We start from the raw sequence: 21,219 nt of genomic DNA on the forward strand, positions 1-21,219 counted from the left end.
CAGCAAGTATACAAAATTATAATTGGCCAGCTTATACTCTTTCTAAAGCCCGGACCCCCACGCTGCTGGGTTCCAATATCATTACTTTAGCATTGACACCACTTTGCCTAAAGGTATCCTTCATCACGTTAGCAATTAATTCAAAATTATTATCGGCCAAAGCAATCAAAGTGGGTCCGGCCCCTGACAGCACCACGCCTCTGGCACCGGCCAACTTTGCTGCCGCCAAAACCTTTTTCATTCCTGGCACCAACGACGCTCGATAGCTCTGATGCAGTTTGTCTTCCATGGCATAGCTTAATTTATCCATATCACCTTGGCTTAAAGCTGCCACCAGCAGTGCCACATGCCCCACGTTAAACACTGCATCCTGCAATGTAACCTGACTGGGCAAAACTTCCCGGGCCCGTTTAGTGGAAAGCTTAAAGTCCGGCACTGCAACCACCGCTTTCAGGCCCATTGGGGGTTGCAGTTTAATAGATTGTACCTCTCCTTGCTCCACTGCCGATATGACAATCCCCCCCAGTAAAGCCGGGGCCACGTTATCGGGATGGCCTTCCAACTCATTGGCTAATTCCAACAATTCTTTGGCAGCTAATTTATTGCCAGCCATCATGTTGGCAGCCACAACACCACCAACAATTGCTGCAGCGCTGCTGCCTAACCCGCGACTTACAGGGATCTGATTAGTTAATTTAATTTTTAGTCCCGCCGGTTGATAACCCACTTTATTAAACACTTTGTTTGCCGCTTGATAGACAATGTTGTTTTCATTGAGGGGAATGCCGTCAGCACCATCGCCAACCACCTCGATGATTAAACCCTTGTCTAGTTGTTTCATCTCAACTATGTTGTACAATTTTAAAGCCATACCCAGGCAATCAAAACCGGGGCCAAGATTTGCCGTTGTAGCAGGCACCTGTACTCGGATCATCTTCATCCTCTACCCTTCAACACGTATCACGTTAGCAATTTCTTTTACACAGGATAGGTGCTGAATATCAGCTAAGGCATCCTGTACATTTTCTTCTTTGGTATGGTGGGTAATCAGCACCAATTCAGCGGTACAGCCCTCAGCATCCTTTTGAATCACCGATGCTAAGCTGACATTTTTATTGCCAAATACTAAGGCTATTGATGCCAATACCCCTGGCTTGTCAGCCACTTTAGTTCTAATGTAATAACGACTTTGGGTTTCTCCCATGGCTTTAATCGGTTTATTATCATAACAGGTACAGTCAATAATACTGGAAGTGTTATTGACTAAGTCTCGGCCCGCTTCCATGATATCTGCAACAACTGCACTGGCAGTGGGCAATTCCCCTGCCCCTTGGCCATAAAACATGGTATCGCCCACCGCATCCCCCCGCACAAAAACCGCATTAAAGACATCGTTTACCGATGCCAATGGGTGTTCTTGGGGAATAAACGTAGGATGAACCCGAACCTCGATTCCCTCAGCCGTATCCTTGGCTATACCTAACAACTTAATGACATAACCTAATTCCTTGGCATAGGCAATGTCCTCAGCGGTTACCTTGGTAATTCCTTCTACATAAACATTGTTTAAAGTTACCCTAGTATTAAAGGCGATGGAAGCTAAAATGGCTATTTTCCGGGCGGCATCATAGCCTGCCACATCTGCAGTGGGGTCAGCTTCGGCATATCCTTTGGCTTGGGCTTCTTTCAACACCGCATCAAAGTCAGAACCATCCTTGGTCATTTTAGTTAGCATATAGTTAGTTGTACCATTAATAATGCCAAAGACAGCTTCAATACGATTGCTGGCCAAACTCTGCTTCAGAGTACGGATTATCGGGATACCACCGGCAACACTGGCTTCAAATAGCAAATGACAATTTCCCTCACAGGCGGCAGCAAACAGTTCTTTTCCGTGCATAGCCACCATGTCTTTGTTAGCAGTAACAACGCTTTTACCCCGGTGCAAGGCGGCCAGCACATACTCTAACGCCGGATTAATGCCACCAATCAGTTCCACCAGCACGTCTATTTCCGGGTCATTGAGGACATCATTAATATCATCTGTTAGCACCGCCGATGGAACATTGACACCTCTGTTTTTATTTACATCCCTTACCAATATTTTTTTAATCTCTAACTTTGCTCCCACTCTGCGTTGAACAACCTCTGCGTTATCACTGAGAGTACGGTATACTCCCCGGCCCACCGTACCCATACCAAGCAGAGCAACTTTTACCACTTCTTTTTTAGCATCCATAAAAAAACCTCCGTCAAACTATACTAATTCCGCCATTGGTTAACTCTGACCAACAACTTGCACTTTCTGCACACCATCCACTTTGCGCAATTGGTTGACCAATTCCTCCAAGTCTCCCAATAGCTCTGCAGTTTCAATGGCCACCGTAACACCGGCTATTCCCTCTTGGGGTACGTTTTGGTTGATAGTAAGTACGTTACCCTTTTGTAGCGCAATGCTGTTTAAAATGGTAGACAATATGCCCGAGCGATGCTCCAGCATCAACGATATGGTGACGATTTTTCCCCTACTCCACTGGTTAAAGGGAAATACACCTTCTTTATACTTGTAAAAGGCACTGCGGGAAAGCCCAACCTTTTCCACCGCCTCATTAACTGTTATTGCCTGACCTTTGCGCAATAATTCCTTGGCTTGGGCCGTTTTTAAAATTGCTTCTGGTAAAATGTCTTCATTTACCAAGTAAAACTTTTTGTTACGGTTGTTATCATTAGACATAGCTATCCCTCCCAATTTGTATGTCTCCCAGGAAAGGATAATGTTCCTTCCGATGTAGACATTATAGACCCTGCTGGTAATTTTGACAACATCTATTTTATCATCTTAATAATGTTCTATTATTCAAACAAATTAAATGGCTACCACCATTATCATAACCCAGATGTTGAAGCAATATTTGAATCCTTTTAACCAGAGGTAGGGCTACCCTTCGGCCCGAACCTGTGACAAATGTTTTGTTTGCCTGGAAAGGAAAGATGAAAAAATAGCCAGTGTAGCCGCTGCTGAAATGGATCTAGATAATCGCAACGCAGAAATGACTAATTGTGCCACAGACCCAGCACATCGAGGGCGGGGATTAATGAGTGTAATAATGACAAAACTGGAACAGGAAACAGCTAAAAAAGGTATCAAGTGTTTATACAGCCTGTCCCGGGCCTCCGAATTCGGTATTAATTTAATTCTACACCGTTTGGGTTATAGCTATAGAGGTACGTTAATCAACAACTGCCACATCTGTGGCGATTGGGAAGACATGCACCTGTGGGTAAAGGCCAGAGCATAATATATACAGTGTTAAATATATAAAAGCCCGCTAATTGCGGGCTTTTATCAGATAATAATACATATTAGACCACCGCTACCATCATTGACAATGCGTTGCAGTGTTTCCTGAAGTTTAATCTGGGCATTTTCCGGCATATGGTGAATCTTGTTCTGTACACCTTCACGAACCAAGTCATGCAAACTCTTACCGAAAATTTCTGAACCCCAAATTTTCTGAGGATTCTCGTCAAACTCATCCAACATATAGCGTACCAGTTCTTCACATTGTTTTTCGGTGCCAATTATCGGAGTGATTTCGGTGGTGATATCGGCTCGAATGATGTGTAGTGACGGTGCACTGGCCTTTAGTTTGACGCCAAACCGATTGCCCTGGCGTATCAACTCTGGTTCTTCAAGGTTCATTTCATCCAGTTTGGGCGTCACCACCCCGTAGCCAGTTTCTCTAACCTCTGTAAAGGCATCGGCAACTTTGTCCCATTCCTGCTTTGACACAGCAAAGTCACGCATCAGTCTAAAAATGTCCTGTTCTCCAGTCACTTCATAACCAGTTTCTTCGCTGAGCACTTGATAGAACAATTCCTGCTTGGCCAGCATCTCAATGGCTGCCGAACCAGTGCCCATATCCATGCTTTTTAAGTTAACTTGCTTAACAAAATCATAATCTCCCAGCGCCTCAACGGCAGTTTCAATATCCCGTAACCGGCGCACATGATGCACAGTCGTTTTCACTGCATCTTCAAATTGATCCCGGAGCCAATGCTTAACGTCCAACTCTTCAACCCAAGAGGGCAGTGTAATGTTAACTTCGTTAACTGGAAACTCAAATAAAATCTGTTCCATTATGTATAAAATATCATCCTGTGTCAGTTCCGCTACGTTTATTGGCAATACAGGCACATCATATTTTTCCTGTAATTCGATAGCCAATGCTTGAACTTCGGGATTGTTAGGACGGATTGAATTTAAAACCACCACAAAGGGTTTGCCTAATTCGTTGAGTTCTGCCACCACTCTTTCCTCAGAATCAACGTAGTTTTCACGGTCAATGTCAGTTATTGAACCATCGGTGGTAACCAGCACTCCGATGGTGGAGTGTTCAGATATTACTTTGCGGGTACCAATTTCTGCTGCCTCTTGGAAAGGGATGGGATCTTCAAACCAAGGGGTGTTAACCATCCGCGGTCCTTCTTCTTCATCGTAACCCAACGCCCCTTCCACACGATAACCGACACAATCCACCAAACGCATTTTCACCTGTAGATTGGGGGTGATATTAATCTCCACCGCCTCATTCGGAACAAATTTGGGCTCAGTGGTCATAATGGTACGACCCGCTCCACTTTGGGGCAATTCGTCTTTAGCTCTTTCTCTATCATGTATATTTTTGATATTGGGAATCACTGTTAAATCCATAAATCTTTTTATGAAGGTGGACTTGCCGGTTCTAACACCACCGACTACGCCCAAATAAATGTCTCCACCGGTGCGTTCTGCAATATCACGGAAAAGATCAATTTTTTCCATGCACACTCTCCCTCCTTAAAAAATATATAAAATATTCACCGCCCTAATCTATGTAAAATGCATCCCTCCCCCGCCAGCCAAACAAGGTCAGGACAGCAGGCTACATTTTACTGACCCCACCTAACAGACACCGAATATCCCGTCCATGTCTATTTTTTTCCAGTGGCATACAATAACAATATATATATATGAACATAAATTAGTAATATGACGATGTAATATAAAATTTGAAAAAAATTCTAAGGCACTGATTAATTGTATGAGCTACCACCGCCTAAAAATGATAAAAAAATATATTTATATTAAAAAAATGTCTTCCATTTTGTGGAACACAATTAACCAGTGTTACGTAAACTAATGAAAACGCCGTTACGATATCTATATAAATATTGAGGTGAGACCTTTGAAAGATTCAATTGGCAAGCGCAGAAGGAAACCGGCATACGGCGCCAATAAAAAAGCAAGTAATAAAAACATATCTATATTATTTAAAAATTACCCATGTAAAGATGAGCCTTTACTGTCTCAAAGTTGGCGTCTTTACATGTATTTGCGCCGTTTGTTCCACAATTTAGATGTGGCATTTGAGAAGGATTTAAGTGGGTTGGATTTAACACCGGCTCAATTTATCGCCCTGTTAACCATTATTTTTGAGGAAGGTTTATCAATGAGCAATTTAGCTGAACTGTGCCATTGGAATCGTTCCACCGCCAGCAGGATTACTCATTCCCTAAACAAAAAGCAGTTGATAACCATAGCGGCAATGGACGGTAAGACATCGGCCTTAAAAGCCACAGCCAAGGGCCAAAGTCTTGCCGCCCATTATATAACCAAAGATTTAGCGGAGTTTAAGCATGGTTTAATCTTTATCAGCGATGAGGCCCAGGCCAGCACCGATGTCTATGATTGGCTAAAAACCTCGGTTAAATATCTGATTGGTGAAGATATTGTTAATTATATTGAGGACACCTGTAAAAAAGTTAATGATGCCACTTTAACATAGCGGCTTCTTCTATTTCTGCTTTACCACTCCGCCCCATCAAGTTCATTACCCCTTCCCGGGCTGAAAAATCTTCAAACAGCACGCGGTAAGTTTCCTCCGTAATTGGCATTTCAACCTGATATTTGGCGGCCAGAGCCTTGGCCGCCTTTGTTGTGCGCACCCCTTCAACCACCATGCGCACAGTCTCAACGGCTTCTGCCAGTGTTTTTCCTTTACCAATTTCTATGCCGGCCCGGCGGTTACGGCTGTGCATACTGGTACAGGTGACAATTAAATCTCCAACACCAGCCAAGCCGGCAAAGGTAAGGGGTAATGCCCCCATAGCCACCCCCAGACGGGAGATCTCAGCCAGCCCCCTGGTCATTAAAGCGGCCTTGGCGTTGTCACCAAAACCCAAACCGTCAGCCACCCCTGTACTTAAAGCAATGATATTTTTTAAAGCGCCACCCAGTTCAACACCAATAACGTCCGGGTTGGTATAGACCCGCATGCTGCCGGACATAAATAATTTTTGCACATATTTGGCTGCCTTGGCAGACCTCGATGCCACCACCACTGCGGTGGGCAAATCTTGCCCTACTTCTTCGGCATGACTAGGACCAGAGAGCACCACATAGCGATCACCATCGGCTTCAGAGGTCTCTTCAATAAACACTTCGGACATTCTTTTCAAAGTATTTTCCTCTATGCCCTTGGCCACGTTAATCACCAGCCCGTTTTGGGGAATCATTGGTTGGGCCATTTTTATAACCTCTCTAAAGCTGTGTGACGGGACGCCAAACAACACCGCATTGGTGTCAATCAACACATCGCCAATATCGTTGCTGCAGCGCACATTATTGGGGATGGTCACCCCTGGTAAATAGTTTTTATTTTGACGATTGCGATTGATATCGTTTACAGTGTCATTGTTTCGGGCCCACATTTTAACATTGTGGCCATTTCTGGCCAACTGAACGGCCAAGGCAGTGGCCCAGCTACCTGCACCAATTACAGCAATGCTTTGTTGCATTAAGGTGTCACCCCTTTTTATTTTGGTTTTTGACCAATTTTGTATTCAGTGCCAGAAAATATCCGTTTTATATTAGAACGATGCTTGTAAATAACTAAAGCTGCAACTGCAATACCAAAGATCAAGTATGGTAAATCTAAATTTAATAGATAAAAGGCAATGGGTATTGATAAAGCCGCCACCATCGAACCTGCTGACACATAGCGGGTAATGGCCACTGTGGCAATAAGCAGCACTAGGGCTATCAGCCCGGTCAGCGGTGAAATCACAAAGATTATTCCCCCACCGGTGGCCACAATTTTTCCGCCCTTGAACTTTAAAAAGATTGAAGCGCTATGTCCTAATAAAGCTCCCACTGCTGCGGATAATTCGGCTATGGCTTGGATATCACCTGAGGCAATGTACCTGGCGGCCAACACCGCCGCAATCCCCTTGGCCATATCTGCCAGTAGCACCAAGATTCCCGGTGCTACCCCCAACGTTCGATATATATTAGTGGCCCCAATGTTGCCACTGCCATACTGTCGAATGTCAATACCCCGCCAAAGCTTAGCCAGTATGTAGCCCGATGGTATTGAACCCAAAAGATAACCCACTACCAAAACAATAATAACATCCAAGTGCACATTACCTCATCCTATTCTTCATCACGCTTACGGAGGATAAACCTAAGGGGCGTACCTTCAAAGCCATAGGCATTGCGGAAGTAGTTCTCGATATAACGGAGATAGGAAAAATGCATTAACTCCGGATCGTTCACAAACAAAATAAAAGTAGGCGGCTGTACAGAGTTTTGCATCGCATAAAGAATTTTTAAACGTCTACCTTTATCAGAGGGCGGTTGGTTGTGCAACATCGCTTCCCTTACTAATTTATTGACATTACTGGTAGAAATGCGCAATGTATGCTGTTCTGCCACATAATCCACCAGTTCCAGTATTCTATTAACCCTTCTTTTAGTCAATGCCGAAATGTATACTATGGGTGCATATTGGATAAAACCAAGCTCTTCTCTAATGTCTTCGTTAAAGCGATTCATTGTTTTACCATCTTTTTCAATTAAATCCCACTTATTTACCACCAGCACAATGGCTCTTCCCTTTTCTTCGGCATAACCCACAATGCGTTTGTCTTGTTCGGTGACCCCTTCGGTGGCATCAATGAGCATCAGCACCACATCAGAGCGTTCCACCGCCCGCAGTGATCTAATTACACTGTAGCGCTCGGTGGCTTCCTCAATTTTGCCTTTGCGACGTAAACCGGCAGTGTCTATCAGCACATAATGTTTGTTATCCCGCTCTAAATAAGTATCAATGGCATCCCGGGTGGTACCGGGCACATTGCTGACAATCACCCGTTCTTCACCAATTAGGGAGTTGAACAAAGTGGATTTGCCGACGTTGGGACGACCAATAATGGCCACCTTTATTGTATCCGGCGGGTACTCCTCTTCTTCTATTTGAGGTAGCAATTCCACCACTTTGTCTAACAGATCACCGGTGTTCATCCCTTCTGCCGCCGATACCGGGATTGGTTCACCCAAACCCAGTTCATAAAAATCATAATAAGGAATTTTACTGGCATCAAAATTTTCCACCTTGTTGGCAACCACCAACACCGGTTGCTTGATTCGCCGCAACATTGAGGCCACTTCATAGTCGGTGGGATGCAGACCAGCTCTGGCATCCACCACAAATAAAATCACGTCGGCCTGTTCAATGGCAATTTCCGCCTGCCGGCGAACATGAAGGGTAAACTGGTCGGTATCTTTAAACTCTATACCGCCGGTATCGATCAAAGTAAACTCGTTACCCTGCCATTCAGCATCAAAATATAATCTATCTCTGGTTACACCGGGTTGGTCTTCCACAATGGCCACCCGGCTGCGCACAATGCGATTAAATAATGTTGACTTACCCACATTGGGACGCCCAACAATCGCTACAATTGGTTTTGCCATAAGTTGAATCACACACTTTCTAACCATTTATTTATCTTCATTAAACATTATTCATATCCTTTGACTACTGCTGCCACCAGTTCGCTGGGGGTATCCACCGGTACAATTGGCACACCTAGCTTTTCCACCAGTTCATCAAGAGAAATATCATCTAAAAAAACATCATCCTGTTGATCCTTCAACATCACCGCGGGAATAAGCAGTTTCTGTCCCAAGTCTTTTCCCTGTAGTTCTTGTAACAGATCACTGCCTGTTAAAAGACCTGCCACCGTTACAGTATTGCCAAAATAACGGTGCGGTATTAAATGCAGTTGCACCTGCAATCCATCTATTTGATTTAACCTAGCCACTATCGGCTCCATAATAGCATATGCTGAGGTTCCGGTGGCCATTGTGACTTTTTGTGGTGGGTATACTTCTTTGGGCAATTGCGTTTTTACCTGATCCCATTGGTCAATGAATAATCTGATTAATCCTATGCCATTTTCTAACTGTGGGTAGTCACCGTAATGTTGGCCCGGTGGAATGGGCTGTCCAGAAATAACATAGAACTCATCAGCAATGAATACAAAGGGGTCATCAAACTGCTGCATAAACTTTTGCTGCCAGCGGGTAACTTGCTTGACCACTTCACCTGCCTGTTCTGGTGTAAATAAATTAAGTTCAGCCAATCCCTGGCGAAATTTAGTTAACCCCACCGGAACAACGGCCAATGAACGGACACTGGGCCAAAGGCTTGCCAAATCGCCGATGGTACTATCCAGTTCTTTACCATCATTAAAACCTGGGCATAACACCACCTGGGTATGCATTTCTATGCCTGCTGCCGCCAGTGCTGTTAGCTGTTTCATAATGTTAGCAGCATGGGGATTGCGCATCATCCGGTGCCGCAAATCCGGATTGGTGGTATGAACAGAAATATATAGTGGACTTAAATGCTGTTCGATAATTCTTTGTAGTTCCTGATCATTTACATTGGTCAAGGTTACAAAATTGCCATATAAGAATGAGTGGCGATAGTCGTCATCCTTAACATAAAGGGTATCGCGCATATCCGGGGCCATTTGGTCCACAAAACAAAAAAGGCATTTGTTCCGACACCGCCTGATTTTTCCCAAGGCATTTGTTCCGAAATCCAGCCCCAAATCTTCGTCATAATCCTTTTCTATTTCCATTAACCATTCTTCACCGTCGGCGGTGATTACTTTCATTTGTAATTCATCATCACTGGCTAAAAATCGATAATCTAATAAATCGGTAACGGGTTTACCATTTATCTCCACAATGGTAGCGCCGGGTGTTATCTCCAGTTCTTCACCAATACTGCCGGGATAAACTTCTGTTACTACTAGTCCTTTAACTGGCATTAGTTACCTCCAAATGGTTATACTTCATAAATTATCTAACACCTGTTAATTTAAGTCAAGCATTAGTGTTTAACAATAATTAATGTGCCATTCGTTAACTGATGGGCCATGCCGTCCAAAATGTTAGCCATGCTGGCGGCCATATCTTGCAACTCCTGTTCATTGTTTACATAAAAAATTGGCACACCACCTGCTACTGTGTCTTTGTTAATGGTTATGGCTGCCAAAATCATACTGCTAATTTCTATACCCACATCAGCACCTCGCTGCTTTTATTTTTAATCGGATGCATAGCGCCCGGCTTTGGTGGCCAAGGGTTTGCTGTAGGCTGTTTCCAAAACCGGTGTCCGGTTTACAGCCTCTACCAAAGCTTGGGCATCCTTTTCCACCGGCATGATGTACATAGCTACTTTGCCAGTGTCTGGATCTTTGCGCAAAGTGGGGGAAAATTCCGGAATATCAATATCCTTTTTTGTGCCCAGAACTACACCGGCGGTATGGGCAATGGCCATCCGTTGTCCCATGTCATGTATGGTGGCCCTGGCATTATCATTTTTAGGATGAATTACCACCCCCAAGCCTCCCTCTAAAATCTCTTGGCGACGGCTTGCCAGACCGACATTGAAGATGGCGATATTTTCAATCCAAAGGGTTGCCCCTTCAAAACGGATATCGGCAATTTTTACCTCACATATATCACCAATAACCCGCCCGGTCATAAAGAGTTTGCTGATCAGTATCATGATAATACCCACAATGGCCCCCAATGCCCAGCCAACACCAGTTTCCAATGCCAGTTGTGTGCTTAAGGCGGTCACAAAGGATACTATCATTACCAAATAGTTACGGGCTTCAAAGGTTTTGGCAATACCTTCTATATAGTCCCTGCCCCGGGGAATTAACTCCGATTCTTCCAAACTTTGCAAAGTGGTACGTTCTTGGTTGCGAATGTCACTGAATTGCTGGGCTGCTAAAGCTAAAAATGTAAAGGCGGTGAACTCTTTATAGATTATTGCCGGCACTGCCACCGCCCCTAAGGCGGAGGCAATAAAGCCCAGCGATAGATGAACGATATAGCCGTGGGGATAACCAGGATACTGTTTATAATCAATGCGCAGCAGGACCATCCTTGTAACTGTACCTGCCAATGTTCCAATAACAATTACCAATAGATAGTCCTGCAAGTGCATGATTAATCCTCCTAGTCTTTGGTCACTTCATCCCGGGCATCTTTCAATTTTTCATTACTGATGGGATCAGATGATTCATCTTGGTCAGTAACCCTTTTGTTAATGGCTTGTTTCTTTTTAGCCGGAGCCATAAAACTGGTCATTTCTTTACTAAAACCGGTTATTTTTTCGGCGGCACCCTTTAGGCTACCGGTACTCATCAACAGAAAAGCACCACCGCCAATTAGCAGAATCCCCAATATCCAGCCGAGGGTGGACCAAGCATTATTGCCCGCTTCTTCACTGACCTCGGTACCTGGGCCACCGGCCTGTCCACCGCCAGCTGCACCAGAGCCAACCCCCAGCACCACCGGAACGGCATCCGCCAATAGAGCCACACCCTCTTCTGCACGCTCCCGTTCATTGGTATGGGTACCGGCTTCAATCAATATGGCAGTGGGCATTAAATCTTGGTTGTAATTGCCCTTGCCAACAAAAATTTCTTTTACTAAGTCGGGATGTTGTTGATTGGTGTAGGCCATCAGTCGTTTGGCAAAATCCATATTGGATTGCATTTTGGGGTTTTGTTTGCCCACCACTAATCTAATTTGCGTCACATCCCTCCCGGCAATGTTATGTTCATAATAATTAGGATCCGGTATACCATCGCGATGCACATCAATTAGTGCGGTGGGATTTTGTTTCATCAATTCTGTGGCTGTCCGTCTAGAACGGATATAAGCATTACTGTCATGGGGATCATGGGAGTTATCACTGTATAAAATATTAACCCCCGCTTGTTGCAACCGATTGCTCAACTCTTTGCCAACTTCTAAAATCCCTCCCTTAAAGGGCTTGGATTCGGTACCATCGGTGGGCACATAGGATTCATCGGTGTGGGTTGAATATATTCCGATGGGACGATTCTTTTGCTCATTGTTGGCCACCACTGGTACTTCTTTCAGATTGGCAAAGTAGTCTACATAGGCAAAATACTCTTTATCTATTCCCAACAATTTGGCAGTGGCTTTATTGCCGTCAACTTTTTCTATTTGATAATGTTGACCCGCTGCATTAATAATCTCATCACCACTACCCACATTTCTAGCCATTTTACTGACCAAGTTGCCAGCGTCATCAAAAATTTCCGTTGTCTGGCCGACGATATGATCAACATCATCGGCATGCAATAGTGCCGAAGGACTCCAAACGGGCTGGGTGGTGATGGCAAAGTCTGTACTTATCAACCCAAGCAGCAGTACACCCACGGCAATTATTGCCGTTGCCAAATAAAGTCTTAATTTAGATGTCATTATTCACCCCTCCTTTTTCCAGTGAGATCTTTTAAATCAACCCCTCGTCCATGATCCTTTTCTGGCGTGTTTTCTGTGAAGGGCATGGTGTCATCCACTTCTATGTCGCCCGCTTCCATGGCGGTGGCCGGTTGATGTCGCTCCATCGCTCCAGCCTTTTCATCATGACGGTTTATTTCCGGTTTGCGCAGTCCAGCCAATAACTCTTCCGGCCGTCCTTCGCTGCTGGGACCACCCTGCAAACGTTCTCTCAATTCACCAAAAATATCTGCCAACAATACTGCAATAACCCCGGATAACACTGTAACATCAAAGGCACCGGCACCACCAATGGAAACGGTACCACCGGCTGCTCCATTGCGCACCAGCCAAATGAAATGAAATACATCCACCAGCACCACACCAAGGGTGGCGGCAATAAAGGCCGACCGCCTAGAACGTCCTGCCAAATAACCGGTTATCCCTGCTGCTATGGGATATAAATAGAGCGAATCTAAAACGGCAAATCTTCCCGCCGGTTCTGCCAAACCACTCATAAGAATTGAACCCAAGTAATAAACCACCAGTGCTGTTACCACCGTAGCAATTAACGCTCTGATCCGCTCTTTGTTGGTGCCCGCTTTGGCTAACAGGTAAATTGCCAAAGCAATGGGGATGATGCCACCGCCCACGTTGATAGAAGATCTAATATCCCCCACCGGCAACGGAATGGTAATAAAACTACCAATAATTAAAGCTACTATAATCCCCAGTGCAGCTTTGTCACTCAGCCGCATCCGGTCAAGTACTCTATGGGCCAGTCCAAAATAAATAAGAAATGATACCACTATCAGTGCAATAAGACCTAAGGGAAATTGTGTCATTGACCTACCTCCTCATGCAAATTTGACATTATTTTCAACTGGTATGTTGCCCCAGCGCAAAATATTTATTCGCAGCGATGCTGCTACTTTTCTTTATCATTTTGTTTTGGTATCGGCTTTGATTGGGGCTGAGGGCCGATATTTTTAGCGATGACGCTTTTAATTTTGTTGACCCTTTGCTGTAGTCTTGGCTGTTTACCCAGCATTTCTCTAATGGTATTGGCAGCGGTTTCTAATGCCTTCTCCATGGTACCGGTATTGATAAAAATAAATGCTGCCACCGCCACCACAGTAATGGCCACCAGCCAAAGGGCGGTACTCCAGCCGCTTTTTTCGGTTTCCTTAATTGGTGTAGCCTCGGTCGCCCCCGCTGCCGTTCCCTCCTTTACTTCATTTAACCCCAGCACCACTGGCACCGCTTCTGCAAACAACGCCATACCCTGCTGACATTCCGCCAGTGTGTTGGTGTGGGTGCCGGCTTCCAACAGTACCGATGTGGGCAGTAAGTCTTGGTTGTAATTGCCGCGGCCAATGTACAAGTCTTTAATTATGCCGGGGTGCACCCGCTCGGCATAAGCCATCAAGCGCTTAGCAAAATCTTTATTGGTGGCACTGGCGGGATTTTGTTTGCCAATTACCAAGCGCACTTTGGCAACCTGTTGTCCATCTATGGTGGTCCGATATTTATTGGCATCGGGTACGCCATCGCGGTGAATATCAAATATTGCCACCGGATCGTCTTTCATAATTCCCATGGCAGTGCGCCTGGAACGCATATAGGCATTACTGTCGTGGGGGTCATGGGGGGTGTGATAATAAATCACATTAACCTTTTGTTTCTCCAGATCGGAACCAAAACTGCGGCCAACTTGGTAGATGTCCCCCTCATAGGGTTTAAAGGCTTTACCGCTGGTGGGAACATAAGATTCACCGGTATGGGTGTGGTAAATGCCCACCGGTTTATCACTCCAATGGGCGGCGGCGGGAATTGCTGGGTTGGAGTAAAAGTATTCCACCCAACCGAGGTACTGTTTATCAAACCCCACCAACTTAGCGGTGGCCACCGCATCCCCAACCTTTTTTACACGATAATGCCTGCCGTCGGGTAAAATTATCTCATCACCCACCACCACTTGACGGGAGGTCTCGGTGATCACTTGTTCATTTTGATCTTTGATGACAGTACATTGCCCCGCCTGATGATCCAAATGCTTGACCGATAATAAAGAAAAGGGACTCCAACTCTTATTAAACTCCAGCCCCGCCTCCACCGCCTTTGGCCCTATTAATAGACAAATAAAATATGTAATGGTAAGTATTAATGGCAATATTCTTTTTCCCATTGGTTCCTCCGTCGCCTTGGTAATAAATCTATTTAAATATAGTACCCAATGGAAAATATTTATAAACAAAAAACCTCGGCACGCATTACAGCGTACCGAGGTTTTTAAGCAATTTATTATTTACTTTGTTTGAGCATTTCTGCCACTTCAGGGGGCATTGCTTCACCTAAAGTCATGCCACCACCATCGGTGCCATCTTCGGTGGGAGTTTGATATTGCACCGGTTTTTGTTCCTGGGGTTTTTTAGGTTGACGTTGTGGCTTAGGTTCCCGGTTAACTTCCCGAATAGAAAGGCGAATGCGTTTTTGTTCAGGGTCAACCGAAAGTACTTTTACTTTAATTTCTTCCCCTTCAGTTACTACATCCTCTGGCTTTTCAACATGCTGTTCCGCCAAGTGAGAAATGTGTACCAAACCTTCTACCCCTGGTTCCAGTTGGACAAAGGCACCAAAGGGAGCAAGGCGCACCACTTTAGCTTGCACCACACTGCCAACTTGATATTTTTCTTCCACATTATCCCATGGGTTTGGCAACACTTGCTTCAATCCCAAGGATACCTTTTCCTTTTCTTTATCAACTTTTAAAATCTTAACTTCAATTTCATCTCCAACATTAACCACTTCTGATGGATGCTTAATCCGATACCAAGCCATTTCCGAAATATGAAGTAAGCCATCAATGCCACCGATATCAATAAAAGCACCGAAATCAGTGAGGCGACGTACAATACCCTTTACTGTTTGACCATCTTCAATGGTTTGGAATAGTTCAGCCCGTTGTTTTGCTTTTTCCTCCTCCAAAACCACTTTTCGAGATAGTACAACTTTTTTACGGGTATCGTTCATCTCAATAATTCTTACTTTAATGGTCTCATTGAGGTACTGGCTAAGGTCTTCCACATAACCAATATCCACTAGAGAGGCAGGTAAAAATGCCCGCACACCCACATCAACAATTAAGCCGCCTTTAACGACTTCTCTCACGGTGCCATCAATGACGGTGCCGTTTTCCATATCAGCTTGCAATTTGGCCCAATTTTTTTGCACATCTGCTCGCTCTTTAGATAAAATGGTTCTACCATCTTCGTCTTCAGCCTTGATAACTACTACATCTATTTGATCACCAACCTTTACCATCTCTTGGGGGTTGGCATTATAGCTGGTTAATTCTTTAAACGGAATCACACCTTCTGATTTTGCCCCAACGTCAACTAAGACTTCGTCATTGTTAATTTGCACCACTGTACCAGTAACCAATTCACCTTTGTGTAGGGTTTTAACCTCTACCGCTTCATTCATGCCCTCTTGCATAGTTTCTTGTTGCACACCTTCCATTTTTTCTCCTAACTCGCTCATCCTATTAACAACCTCCTCAATAACCCAGCTGGGTGTTGATGCACCCGCTGTTAGTCCAGCTCGCTTAACTCCATCAAACCACTCGGCTTTTAGTTCAGCAGCAGTTTCTATCTGATAAGTGGTCGTGCCAGTACCCATGCACAATTTGGTCAATTTACCGGTGTTGGCACTATTTGTACCTCCCACCACTATCATTACATCCACTTTTTGGGCCAACTCCAGAGCCGCTTTTTGCCGCTCCTGGGTGGCACTACAGATAGTATTACATACTTTAACCTCAATACCTTTATTTTGTAGAGTGCGAACTACTTGATTAAAATTTGCTTCCGGTTGGGTAGTTTGGGCAACTACACCAATCCGGTTATAGCCAGTAATTTTTTCAGCTTCAGCAGCATTTTCCACCACCAATGCTTTGCCGTCGGACCAGCCTACAATGCCTTGGACTTCGGGGTGATCTTTTTCGCCTACAATCACAACTTGGTAACCCTCTGCAGCCAATTCTCGCACTAATTTTTGAACCCTACCAACAAAGGGGCAAGTGGCATCAATCACTTCATGTCCAACTTTTGTTGCCTCTTCAAATATTTGCGGCTCCACTCCATGGGATCTTATAATTAAACTGCCCGGCTTTTCATCAGTGATGTTGCCAATTTTATTTATCCCTTGTTCTTGCAATTTATTAACCACTTGCTGGTTATGAATGATGGGACCATAGGTGTAAACTGGGCCATTTTTGTCTTGGGCTGTCTGTTGAGCCATTTCTATCGCTCGCTTAACCCCAAAACAAAAGCCCGCCTTTGAAGCTATCAATATTTCCAAAGAACTCACCTCAACAGTTATCTTGCTGTGCTGATCAACTGCGACAATTGGTTCATTACTTGCTGACTATAGTTTTCTAACTGTTCTCGGCTAGGCCTCGAACCTTCATACTCAGGTAATGGGATGGGACTGCCAATAATCACAGATAACTTACCCAAAACCCCTTTGGCACCAACAATGGCCACCGGAACTATCGGCACATTGGCTTTAAAGGCTAACATGGCCGCCCCTAAGTGAGCCCTTTGCAATTCTCCCGATGTGCTGCGGGTACCCTCGGGAAAAACACCAATCATTTGCCCTGTCATCAATAAATTAACTGCATATCTGATGGCGTTGCGGTCAGACTTGCCCCGTTCCACCGGAAAGGCCTTTAAACCTCTAATTAAAGTGGCAAATAACAGATTATTAAACAGTTCGCTTTTTGCCATATAATGAATGGGTCGATTAAGCGCACAACCTACGGCAACTGGGTCCCAATAACTGGTATGGTTGGACACAACAACTACTCCGCCTTGTCGTGGCAAATTATTTAAACCTAAAACTCGCCAACGGCGCAGGATTAGTAGCACAAGCCTCATCACAACCCTGGCCAAATTGTAAAACATTACGTTTCCTCCAAAATATATCGTTGTGATCCTACAGTTTAACCGTTATCGGTTATGCGTAAACCTCTTTTACTTTTTGTACCATCAACTCCACCACCTGTTCAATTGTCAACCCTGTGGAGTCAATGATGATAGCATCTTCAGAGGGAATTAGCGGATCAACTGCTCTATTTTGGTCCATGGTGTCCCGCTCCGCTATTTCAGATATTAACTTTTTTAGGCTGATATCATGTCCCTGTTGTTTTAAATCCTGCAGGCGCCTTTTGGCCCGCTCCTCTATGGTGGCGGTCAAAAAAAACTTAGCCTTGGCATCCGGTAACACCCGAGTGCCAATATCACGACCATCCATCACCACTCCACAATGGGCTGCGATATCCTGCTGTTGTTTAACTAAATTTTTTCTCACCGCCGGAATTTTGGCCACCAATGAAACATGATTAGATACTTGTGGCTCCCGAATGGCCTTGGTTACATCCTGGCCATCCAAAAACACTTTGCATCCTGCTTCGTTACCGGGAACCAGCTCTATTTTTACTGTGGCAGCCAGTCTACCCAATTGTTCAGCGTCTCCGAAGCTAATTTGAGATTGTAGCGCCTTCAGTGTCACTGCCCGGTACATACTGCCAGTATCTATATATAACAGCCCCAATCTGTCGGCTAGCTTTTTTGCCACTGTACTCTTACCAGCACCGGCCGGACCATCTATGGCAACTTTCATCTGTACTTTCATATTATAACCCCACTAACGTCAATTAACCAAAATTGCCAATAAATACTTATACTATTTCGACAAAGCACTTTCAATTCCTTTTTTATTTGCTAAAAACCTAATATATGCCTATTATTGGTTATTATTCTACCAACAGTAATTTTGATACCTCATTTTATCCTAACATCAACAGATCAAGCAAACAATATTATTTCATAAGGAAATGCAAAATTTTACTATTAACCAGTGTGATAATGTTATAATATAGGTTAACATTGATAATCAGGAGTGATGTAGTAGTGTCTGTAATATCAGATAAAGTGCAAAAGTCTTTATCAGGGGCGTCTTTGGTGCGCAAAATGTTTGAAGAAGGTAATCGCCTAAGCAAAATTTACGGAGCTGATAAAGTTTACGACTTTAGTTTGGGTAATCCCGGCAACGAACCACCGGTAAAATTTAAAGAAAACTTAAAAAAATTAGCCGACAACCCAATTCCCGGGATGCATAGATACATGAGTAACGCTGGTTATCCCGAAACCCGGCAGGCAGTGGCCGATGTAATCGCTGAAGCATCTGGGCTTAGTGTAACTATGGAACATGTGGTAATGACAGTGGGTGCAGGGGGCGGCTTAAATGTTGTGCTGAAATCAATTTTAAACCCGGCTGATGAAGTAATCGTATTGGTTCCATACTTTGGAGAATATAAGTTTTATACCGATAACCACGGGGGTGTTTTAAAAGAGGTAAGTACCGATGATAATTTTATGCCAGATATAAAGGCCATTGAAAGTGCTATTAATGAAAAAACCAGAGCGATTATCATCAACTCGCCCAACAACCCCACCGGTGTAATTTATCCGGCAGATATTTTAGCGGAATTGGGCAACCTTATCAACAGTAAATCGAAGCAGTATGGCAGACCAATTTATGTGATTTCCGACGAGCCCTATGCCAAAATTGCCTATGATGACGTTGTGGTGCCTAACGTGTTCAAATATATAGATAACTCCATTATTGTAACTTCACACAGTAAAGATTTAGCTTTACCCGGAGAGCGCATTGGTTATATAGCGGCATCCCCCAAAATTAAAGAAGTTGATTTGCTGGTGGCAGCAATGGTATTCTGCAACCGCGTTTTGGGTTTTGTCAATGCACCGGCACTAATGCAACGTTTGGTTGCCGACTTGCAACTGGAAAGTGTAAATATTGCCGAGTATCAAGAGAAACGGGACTTACTGTACAATGGTCTAGTTGATTTAGGTTTTGAAGTTATTAAACCCCAGGGGGCTTTTTATCTTTTCCCCAAATCACCGTTGGCAGACGATGTTGAATTCAGCAACATAGCCATGAAATATAACATTTTGTTGGTGCCGGGATCTGGATACGGCAAGCCCGGTTACTTCCGATTATCTTACTGTGTGGATAAAAAGGTAATTGAAAACTCGTTACCTGCTTGGAAGCAATTGGCCGAGGAGTTAGGCCTTAAAAAAAATTAATTCTTTAAATAATAAAGCGGGGGTAGGGGCAGTTTGCCCGTACCCCCGCCTGAGTTTTGGCTCTTTATTGGTTTTTTAATGCCTTTTCCATCGCACGAATGTTTTTTATTAAACGGGCCAATTGATCGGGATAAAGGGATTGTTGCCCGTCCGATAGCGCTTTACCAGGGTCCGGGTGTACTTCTATCATCAGACCGTCGGCCCCTGCGGCAACAGCAGCTTTGGCCGTCGGTGCCACCAACTCCCTTCTGCCGGTGGCATGGCTGGGATCAACAATTACCGGCAAATGAGATAGTTGTTTCACCGCTGCCACCGCATTTATATCCAAAGTGTTTCTGGTATAACTCTCAAATGTTCTGATGCCCCGCTCACACAAAATCACCTGACTGTTGCCCGCAGCCATAATGTATTCTGCAGCCAATAACCATTCCTCTATGGTGGCGGATAAACCCCTTTTTAACAGCACCGGTTTATCGCTTCTACCCACCTCTTGCAACAATCCATAATTCTGCATGTTTCTGCTGCCGATTTGGATTACATCGGCATATTGATAAACTATTTCATAATCGCGCACATCCAACAGTTCGGTAATCACTGGTAAACCAGCAGCGTGGCTGGCCTCTTGTAAAATAAATAACCCTTCTTTCCCCAGTCCTTGGAAAGAATAGGGTGAAGTCCTCGGTTTATAGGCGCCGCCACGCAACATCTGAACGCCCATTCCTTTTAAAACTGGAGCCAATGTTAACATTAAGTCTCTATTTTCCACCGCACAGGGGCCGGCAATAATTACCGTTTCACCATTTCCGATCATGGTGTTACCTATTTTTATAATTGTGTTATCGCTTTTACATTCTCTACTAACCAGATTATAAGACGGCAAAAATACTACACCTCCAAGTTAGTATATATTATACACCATCTTAACTGGTGGTAATTTACTTCTTTTAATATTCAGCCAGATGATAAATTTGTGACAATATTATCCACACCCTCATATATTAACCATAAATGGGGGTGAGATATTGTTTAAACGGTTAAAAAATAACAAAAAGATAAAAGGGCTGCCCCCCGTTAAATTTGATTATCCCCATATCCAAGAGGACGAAATAGAGTTACAACTGGAAGATGTAATCATTAGGGTACGTCGCAAACTAAACCTGCTGACACCCCACGAGGTAACGGTGGTCATTCCCAGGGTTGAACTAAGGGAGCGCCACTATAAAAATGGTCAGTTGACCAGGGAGAACGAAAGGCTTTATAACAGTATCACAGTGGTTCACGCACCTAGGCATTCGTTGGAAAATCCACCAGCATTTGGTGCCCCTAAGCCACCAGCATCACCACCATTTCCGAAAAAACAAAAAATATAAATTTAAGTAT

The 21,219-nt window shown here is 44.2% G+C and carries 20 protein-coding genes and 1 pseudogene; 4 read left to right on the forward strand and 17 right to left on the reverse strand.

Going from position 1 to position 21,219, the window contains the following annotated elements:
- Positions 1–31 precede the first annotated feature (31 nt).
- Genes thrB through V6C27_07345 form a run of 3 tightly spaced genes read right to left on the reverse strand, consistent with a single transcriptional unit; the run spans position 32 to position 2,734 of the window.
- A complete protein-coding gene (thrB, locus tag V6C27_07335; GenBank protein MEG6616236.1) occupies positions 32–934 on the reverse strand; it encodes a homoserine kinase in 903 nt (300 codons plus the stop codon).
- A gap of 9 nt (positions 935–943) precedes the next feature.
- Positions 944–2,239, reverse strand: coding sequence for a homoserine dehydrogenase (locus V6C27_07340; protein MEG6616237.1), 1,296 nt, complete (start codon positions 2,237–2,239; stop codon positions 944–946).
- 39 nt (positions 2,240–2,278) lie between these two features.
- The gene (locus tag V6C27_07345) at positions 2,279–2,734 is read right to left on the reverse strand and encodes an ACT domain-containing protein (protein MEG6616238.1); all 456 of its coding nucleotides are present in this window, start codon (positions 2,732–2,734) and stop codon (positions 2,279–2,281) included.
- 238 nt (positions 2,735–2,972) lie between these two features.
- Here V6C27_07345 and V6C27_07350 point away from each other — a divergent pair.
- Positions 2,973–3,299: pseudogene (locus V6C27_07350) on the forward strand (GNAT family N-acetyltransferase).
- 47 nt (positions 3,300–3,346) lie between these two features.
- On the opposite strand, the gene spoIVA reads toward V6C27_07350, so the two are convergent.
- Complete coding sequence (gene spoIVA / locus V6C27_07355; protein ID MEG6616239.1) at positions 3,347–4,825, reverse strand: stage IV sporulation protein A; 1,479 nt, start codon at positions 4,823–4,825, stop codon at positions 3,347–3,349.
- A 403-nt stretch (positions 4,826–5,228) separates the two neighbouring features.
- On the opposite strand from spoIVA, the gene V6C27_07360 reads away from it, so the two are divergent.
- Entirely contained in the window at positions 5,229–5,828 is a 600-nt protein-coding gene (locus tag V6C27_07360; protein ID MEG6616240.1) for a MarR family transcriptional regulator, read from the forward strand.
- On the opposite strand, the gene V6C27_07365 is transcribed toward V6C27_07360, so the two are convergent.
- The 12 genes from V6C27_07365 to cmk all read right to left on the reverse strand — a co-directional run bounded on the left by V6C27_07365 (position 5,806) and on the right by cmk (position 18,364).
- Complete coding sequence (locus V6C27_07365; protein ID MEG6616241.1) at positions 5,806–6,840, reverse strand: NAD(P)H-dependent glycerol-3-phosphate dehydrogenase; 1,035 nt, start codon at positions 6,838–6,840, stop codon at positions 5,806–5,808. The two genes, V6C27_07360 and V6C27_07365, sit on opposite strands and share 23 nt — an antisense overlap.
- Positions 6,841–6,857: 17 nt before the next feature.
- Entirely contained in the window at positions 6,858–7,466 is a 609-nt protein-coding gene (plsY, locus tag V6C27_07370; protein MEG6616242.1) for a glycerol-3-phosphate 1-O-acyltransferase PlsY, read from the reverse strand.
- An 11-nt stretch (positions 7,467–7,477) separates the two neighbouring features.
- Positions 7,478–8,800 (reverse strand): ribosome biogenesis GTPase Der, encoded by a 1,323-nt coding sequence (der, locus tag V6C27_07375; protein ID MEG6616243.1) that lies wholly within the window; start codon positions 8,798–8,800, stop codon positions 7,478–7,480.
- A 47-nt stretch (positions 8,801–8,847) separates the two neighbouring features.
- The gene (locus V6C27_07380; GenBank protein ID MEG6616244.1) at positions 8,848–10,167 is read right to left on the reverse strand and encodes a DUF512 domain-containing protein; all 1,320 of its coding nucleotides are present in this window, start codon (positions 10,165–10,167) and stop codon (positions 8,848–8,850) included.
- 62 nt (positions 10,168–10,229) lie between these two features.
- Positions 10,230–10,421: a hypothetical protein gene (locus tag V6C27_07385; GenBank protein MEG6616245.1), complete on the reverse strand. Its 192-nt coding sequence runs from the start codon at positions 10,419–10,421 to the stop codon at positions 10,230–10,232.
- 24 nt (positions 10,422–10,445) lie between these two features.
- Positions 10,446–11,357 (reverse strand): YIEGIA family protein, encoded by a 912-nt coding sequence (locus V6C27_07390; GenBank protein ID MEG6616246.1) that lies wholly within the window; start codon positions 11,355–11,357, stop codon positions 10,446–10,448.
- 11 nt (positions 11,358–11,368) lie between these two features.
- On the reverse strand, positions 11,369–12,649 hold the full coding sequence (gene spoIIP / locus V6C27_07395) for a stage II sporulation protein P (protein MEG6616247.1): 1,281 nt from the start codon (positions 12,647–12,649) through the stop codon (positions 11,369–11,371).
- Positions 12,649–13,512 (reverse strand): DUF1614 domain-containing protein, encoded by an 864-nt coding sequence (locus V6C27_07400; protein ID MEG6616248.1) that lies wholly within the window; start codon positions 13,510–13,512, stop codon positions 12,649–12,651. The genes spoIIP (V6C27_07395) and V6C27_07400 overlap by 1 nt, the downstream gene beginning before the upstream one ends.
- Positions 13,513–13,595: 83 nt before the next feature.
- Complete coding sequence (gene spoIIP / locus V6C27_07405; protein ID MEG6616249.1) at positions 13,596–14,855, reverse strand: stage II sporulation protein P; 1,260 nt, start codon at positions 14,853–14,855, stop codon at positions 13,596–13,598.
- Between the two features lie 116 nt (positions 14,856–14,971).
- The gene (locus tag V6C27_07410; protein ID MEG6616250.1) at positions 14,972–17,038 is read right to left on the reverse strand and encodes a bifunctional 4-hydroxy-3-methylbut-2-enyl diphosphate reductase/30S ribosomal protein S1; all 2,067 of its coding nucleotides are present in this window, start codon (positions 17,036–17,038) and stop codon (positions 14,972–14,974) included.
- Between the two features lie 8 nt (positions 17,039–17,046).
- Positions 17,047–17,634, reverse strand: coding sequence for a lysophospholipid acyltransferase family protein (locus V6C27_07415; protein MEG6616251.1), 588 nt, complete (start codon positions 17,632–17,634; stop codon positions 17,047–17,049).
- Positions 17,635–17,686: 52 nt separating this feature from the next.
- Positions 17,687–18,364 carry a (d)CMP kinase gene (gene cmk, locus V6C27_07420; protein ID MEG6616252.1) on the reverse strand — a complete coding sequence of 226 codons (678 nt, stop codon included), beginning with the start codon at positions 18,362–18,364 and terminating at the stop codon, positions 17,687–17,689.
- Positions 18,365–18,642: 278 nt separating this feature from the next.
- On the opposite strand from cmk, the gene V6C27_07425 reads away from it, so the two are divergent.
- Positions 18,643–19,839 carry a pyridoxal phosphate-dependent aminotransferase gene (locus tag V6C27_07425; GenBank protein MEG6616253.1) on the forward strand — a complete coding sequence of 399 codons (1,197 nt, stop codon included), beginning with the start codon at positions 18,643–18,645 and terminating at the stop codon, positions 19,837–19,839.
- Positions 19,840–19,903: 64 nt separating this feature from the next.
- On the opposite strand, the gene aroF is transcribed toward V6C27_07425, so the two are convergent.
- Entirely contained in the window at positions 19,904–20,719 is an 816-nt protein-coding gene (gene aroF / locus V6C27_07430; protein ID MEG6616254.1) for a 3-deoxy-7-phosphoheptulonate synthase, read from the reverse strand.
- A gap of 142 nt (positions 20,720–20,861) precedes the next feature.
- Between aroF and V6C27_07435 the strand changes: the two genes are divergently transcribed.
- Complete coding sequence (locus V6C27_07435) at positions 20,862–21,209, forward strand: hypothetical protein (protein ID MEG6616255.1); 348 nt, start codon at positions 20,862–20,864, stop codon at positions 21,207–21,209.
- Positions 21,210–21,219 lie beyond the last annotated feature (10 nt).

The organism is Peptococcaceae bacterium 1198_IL3148, from assembly GCA_036763105.1.
Classification (GTDB): Bacteria; Bacillota; Desulfotomaculia; order Desulfotomaculales; family Desulfohalotomaculaceae; genus JBAIYS01.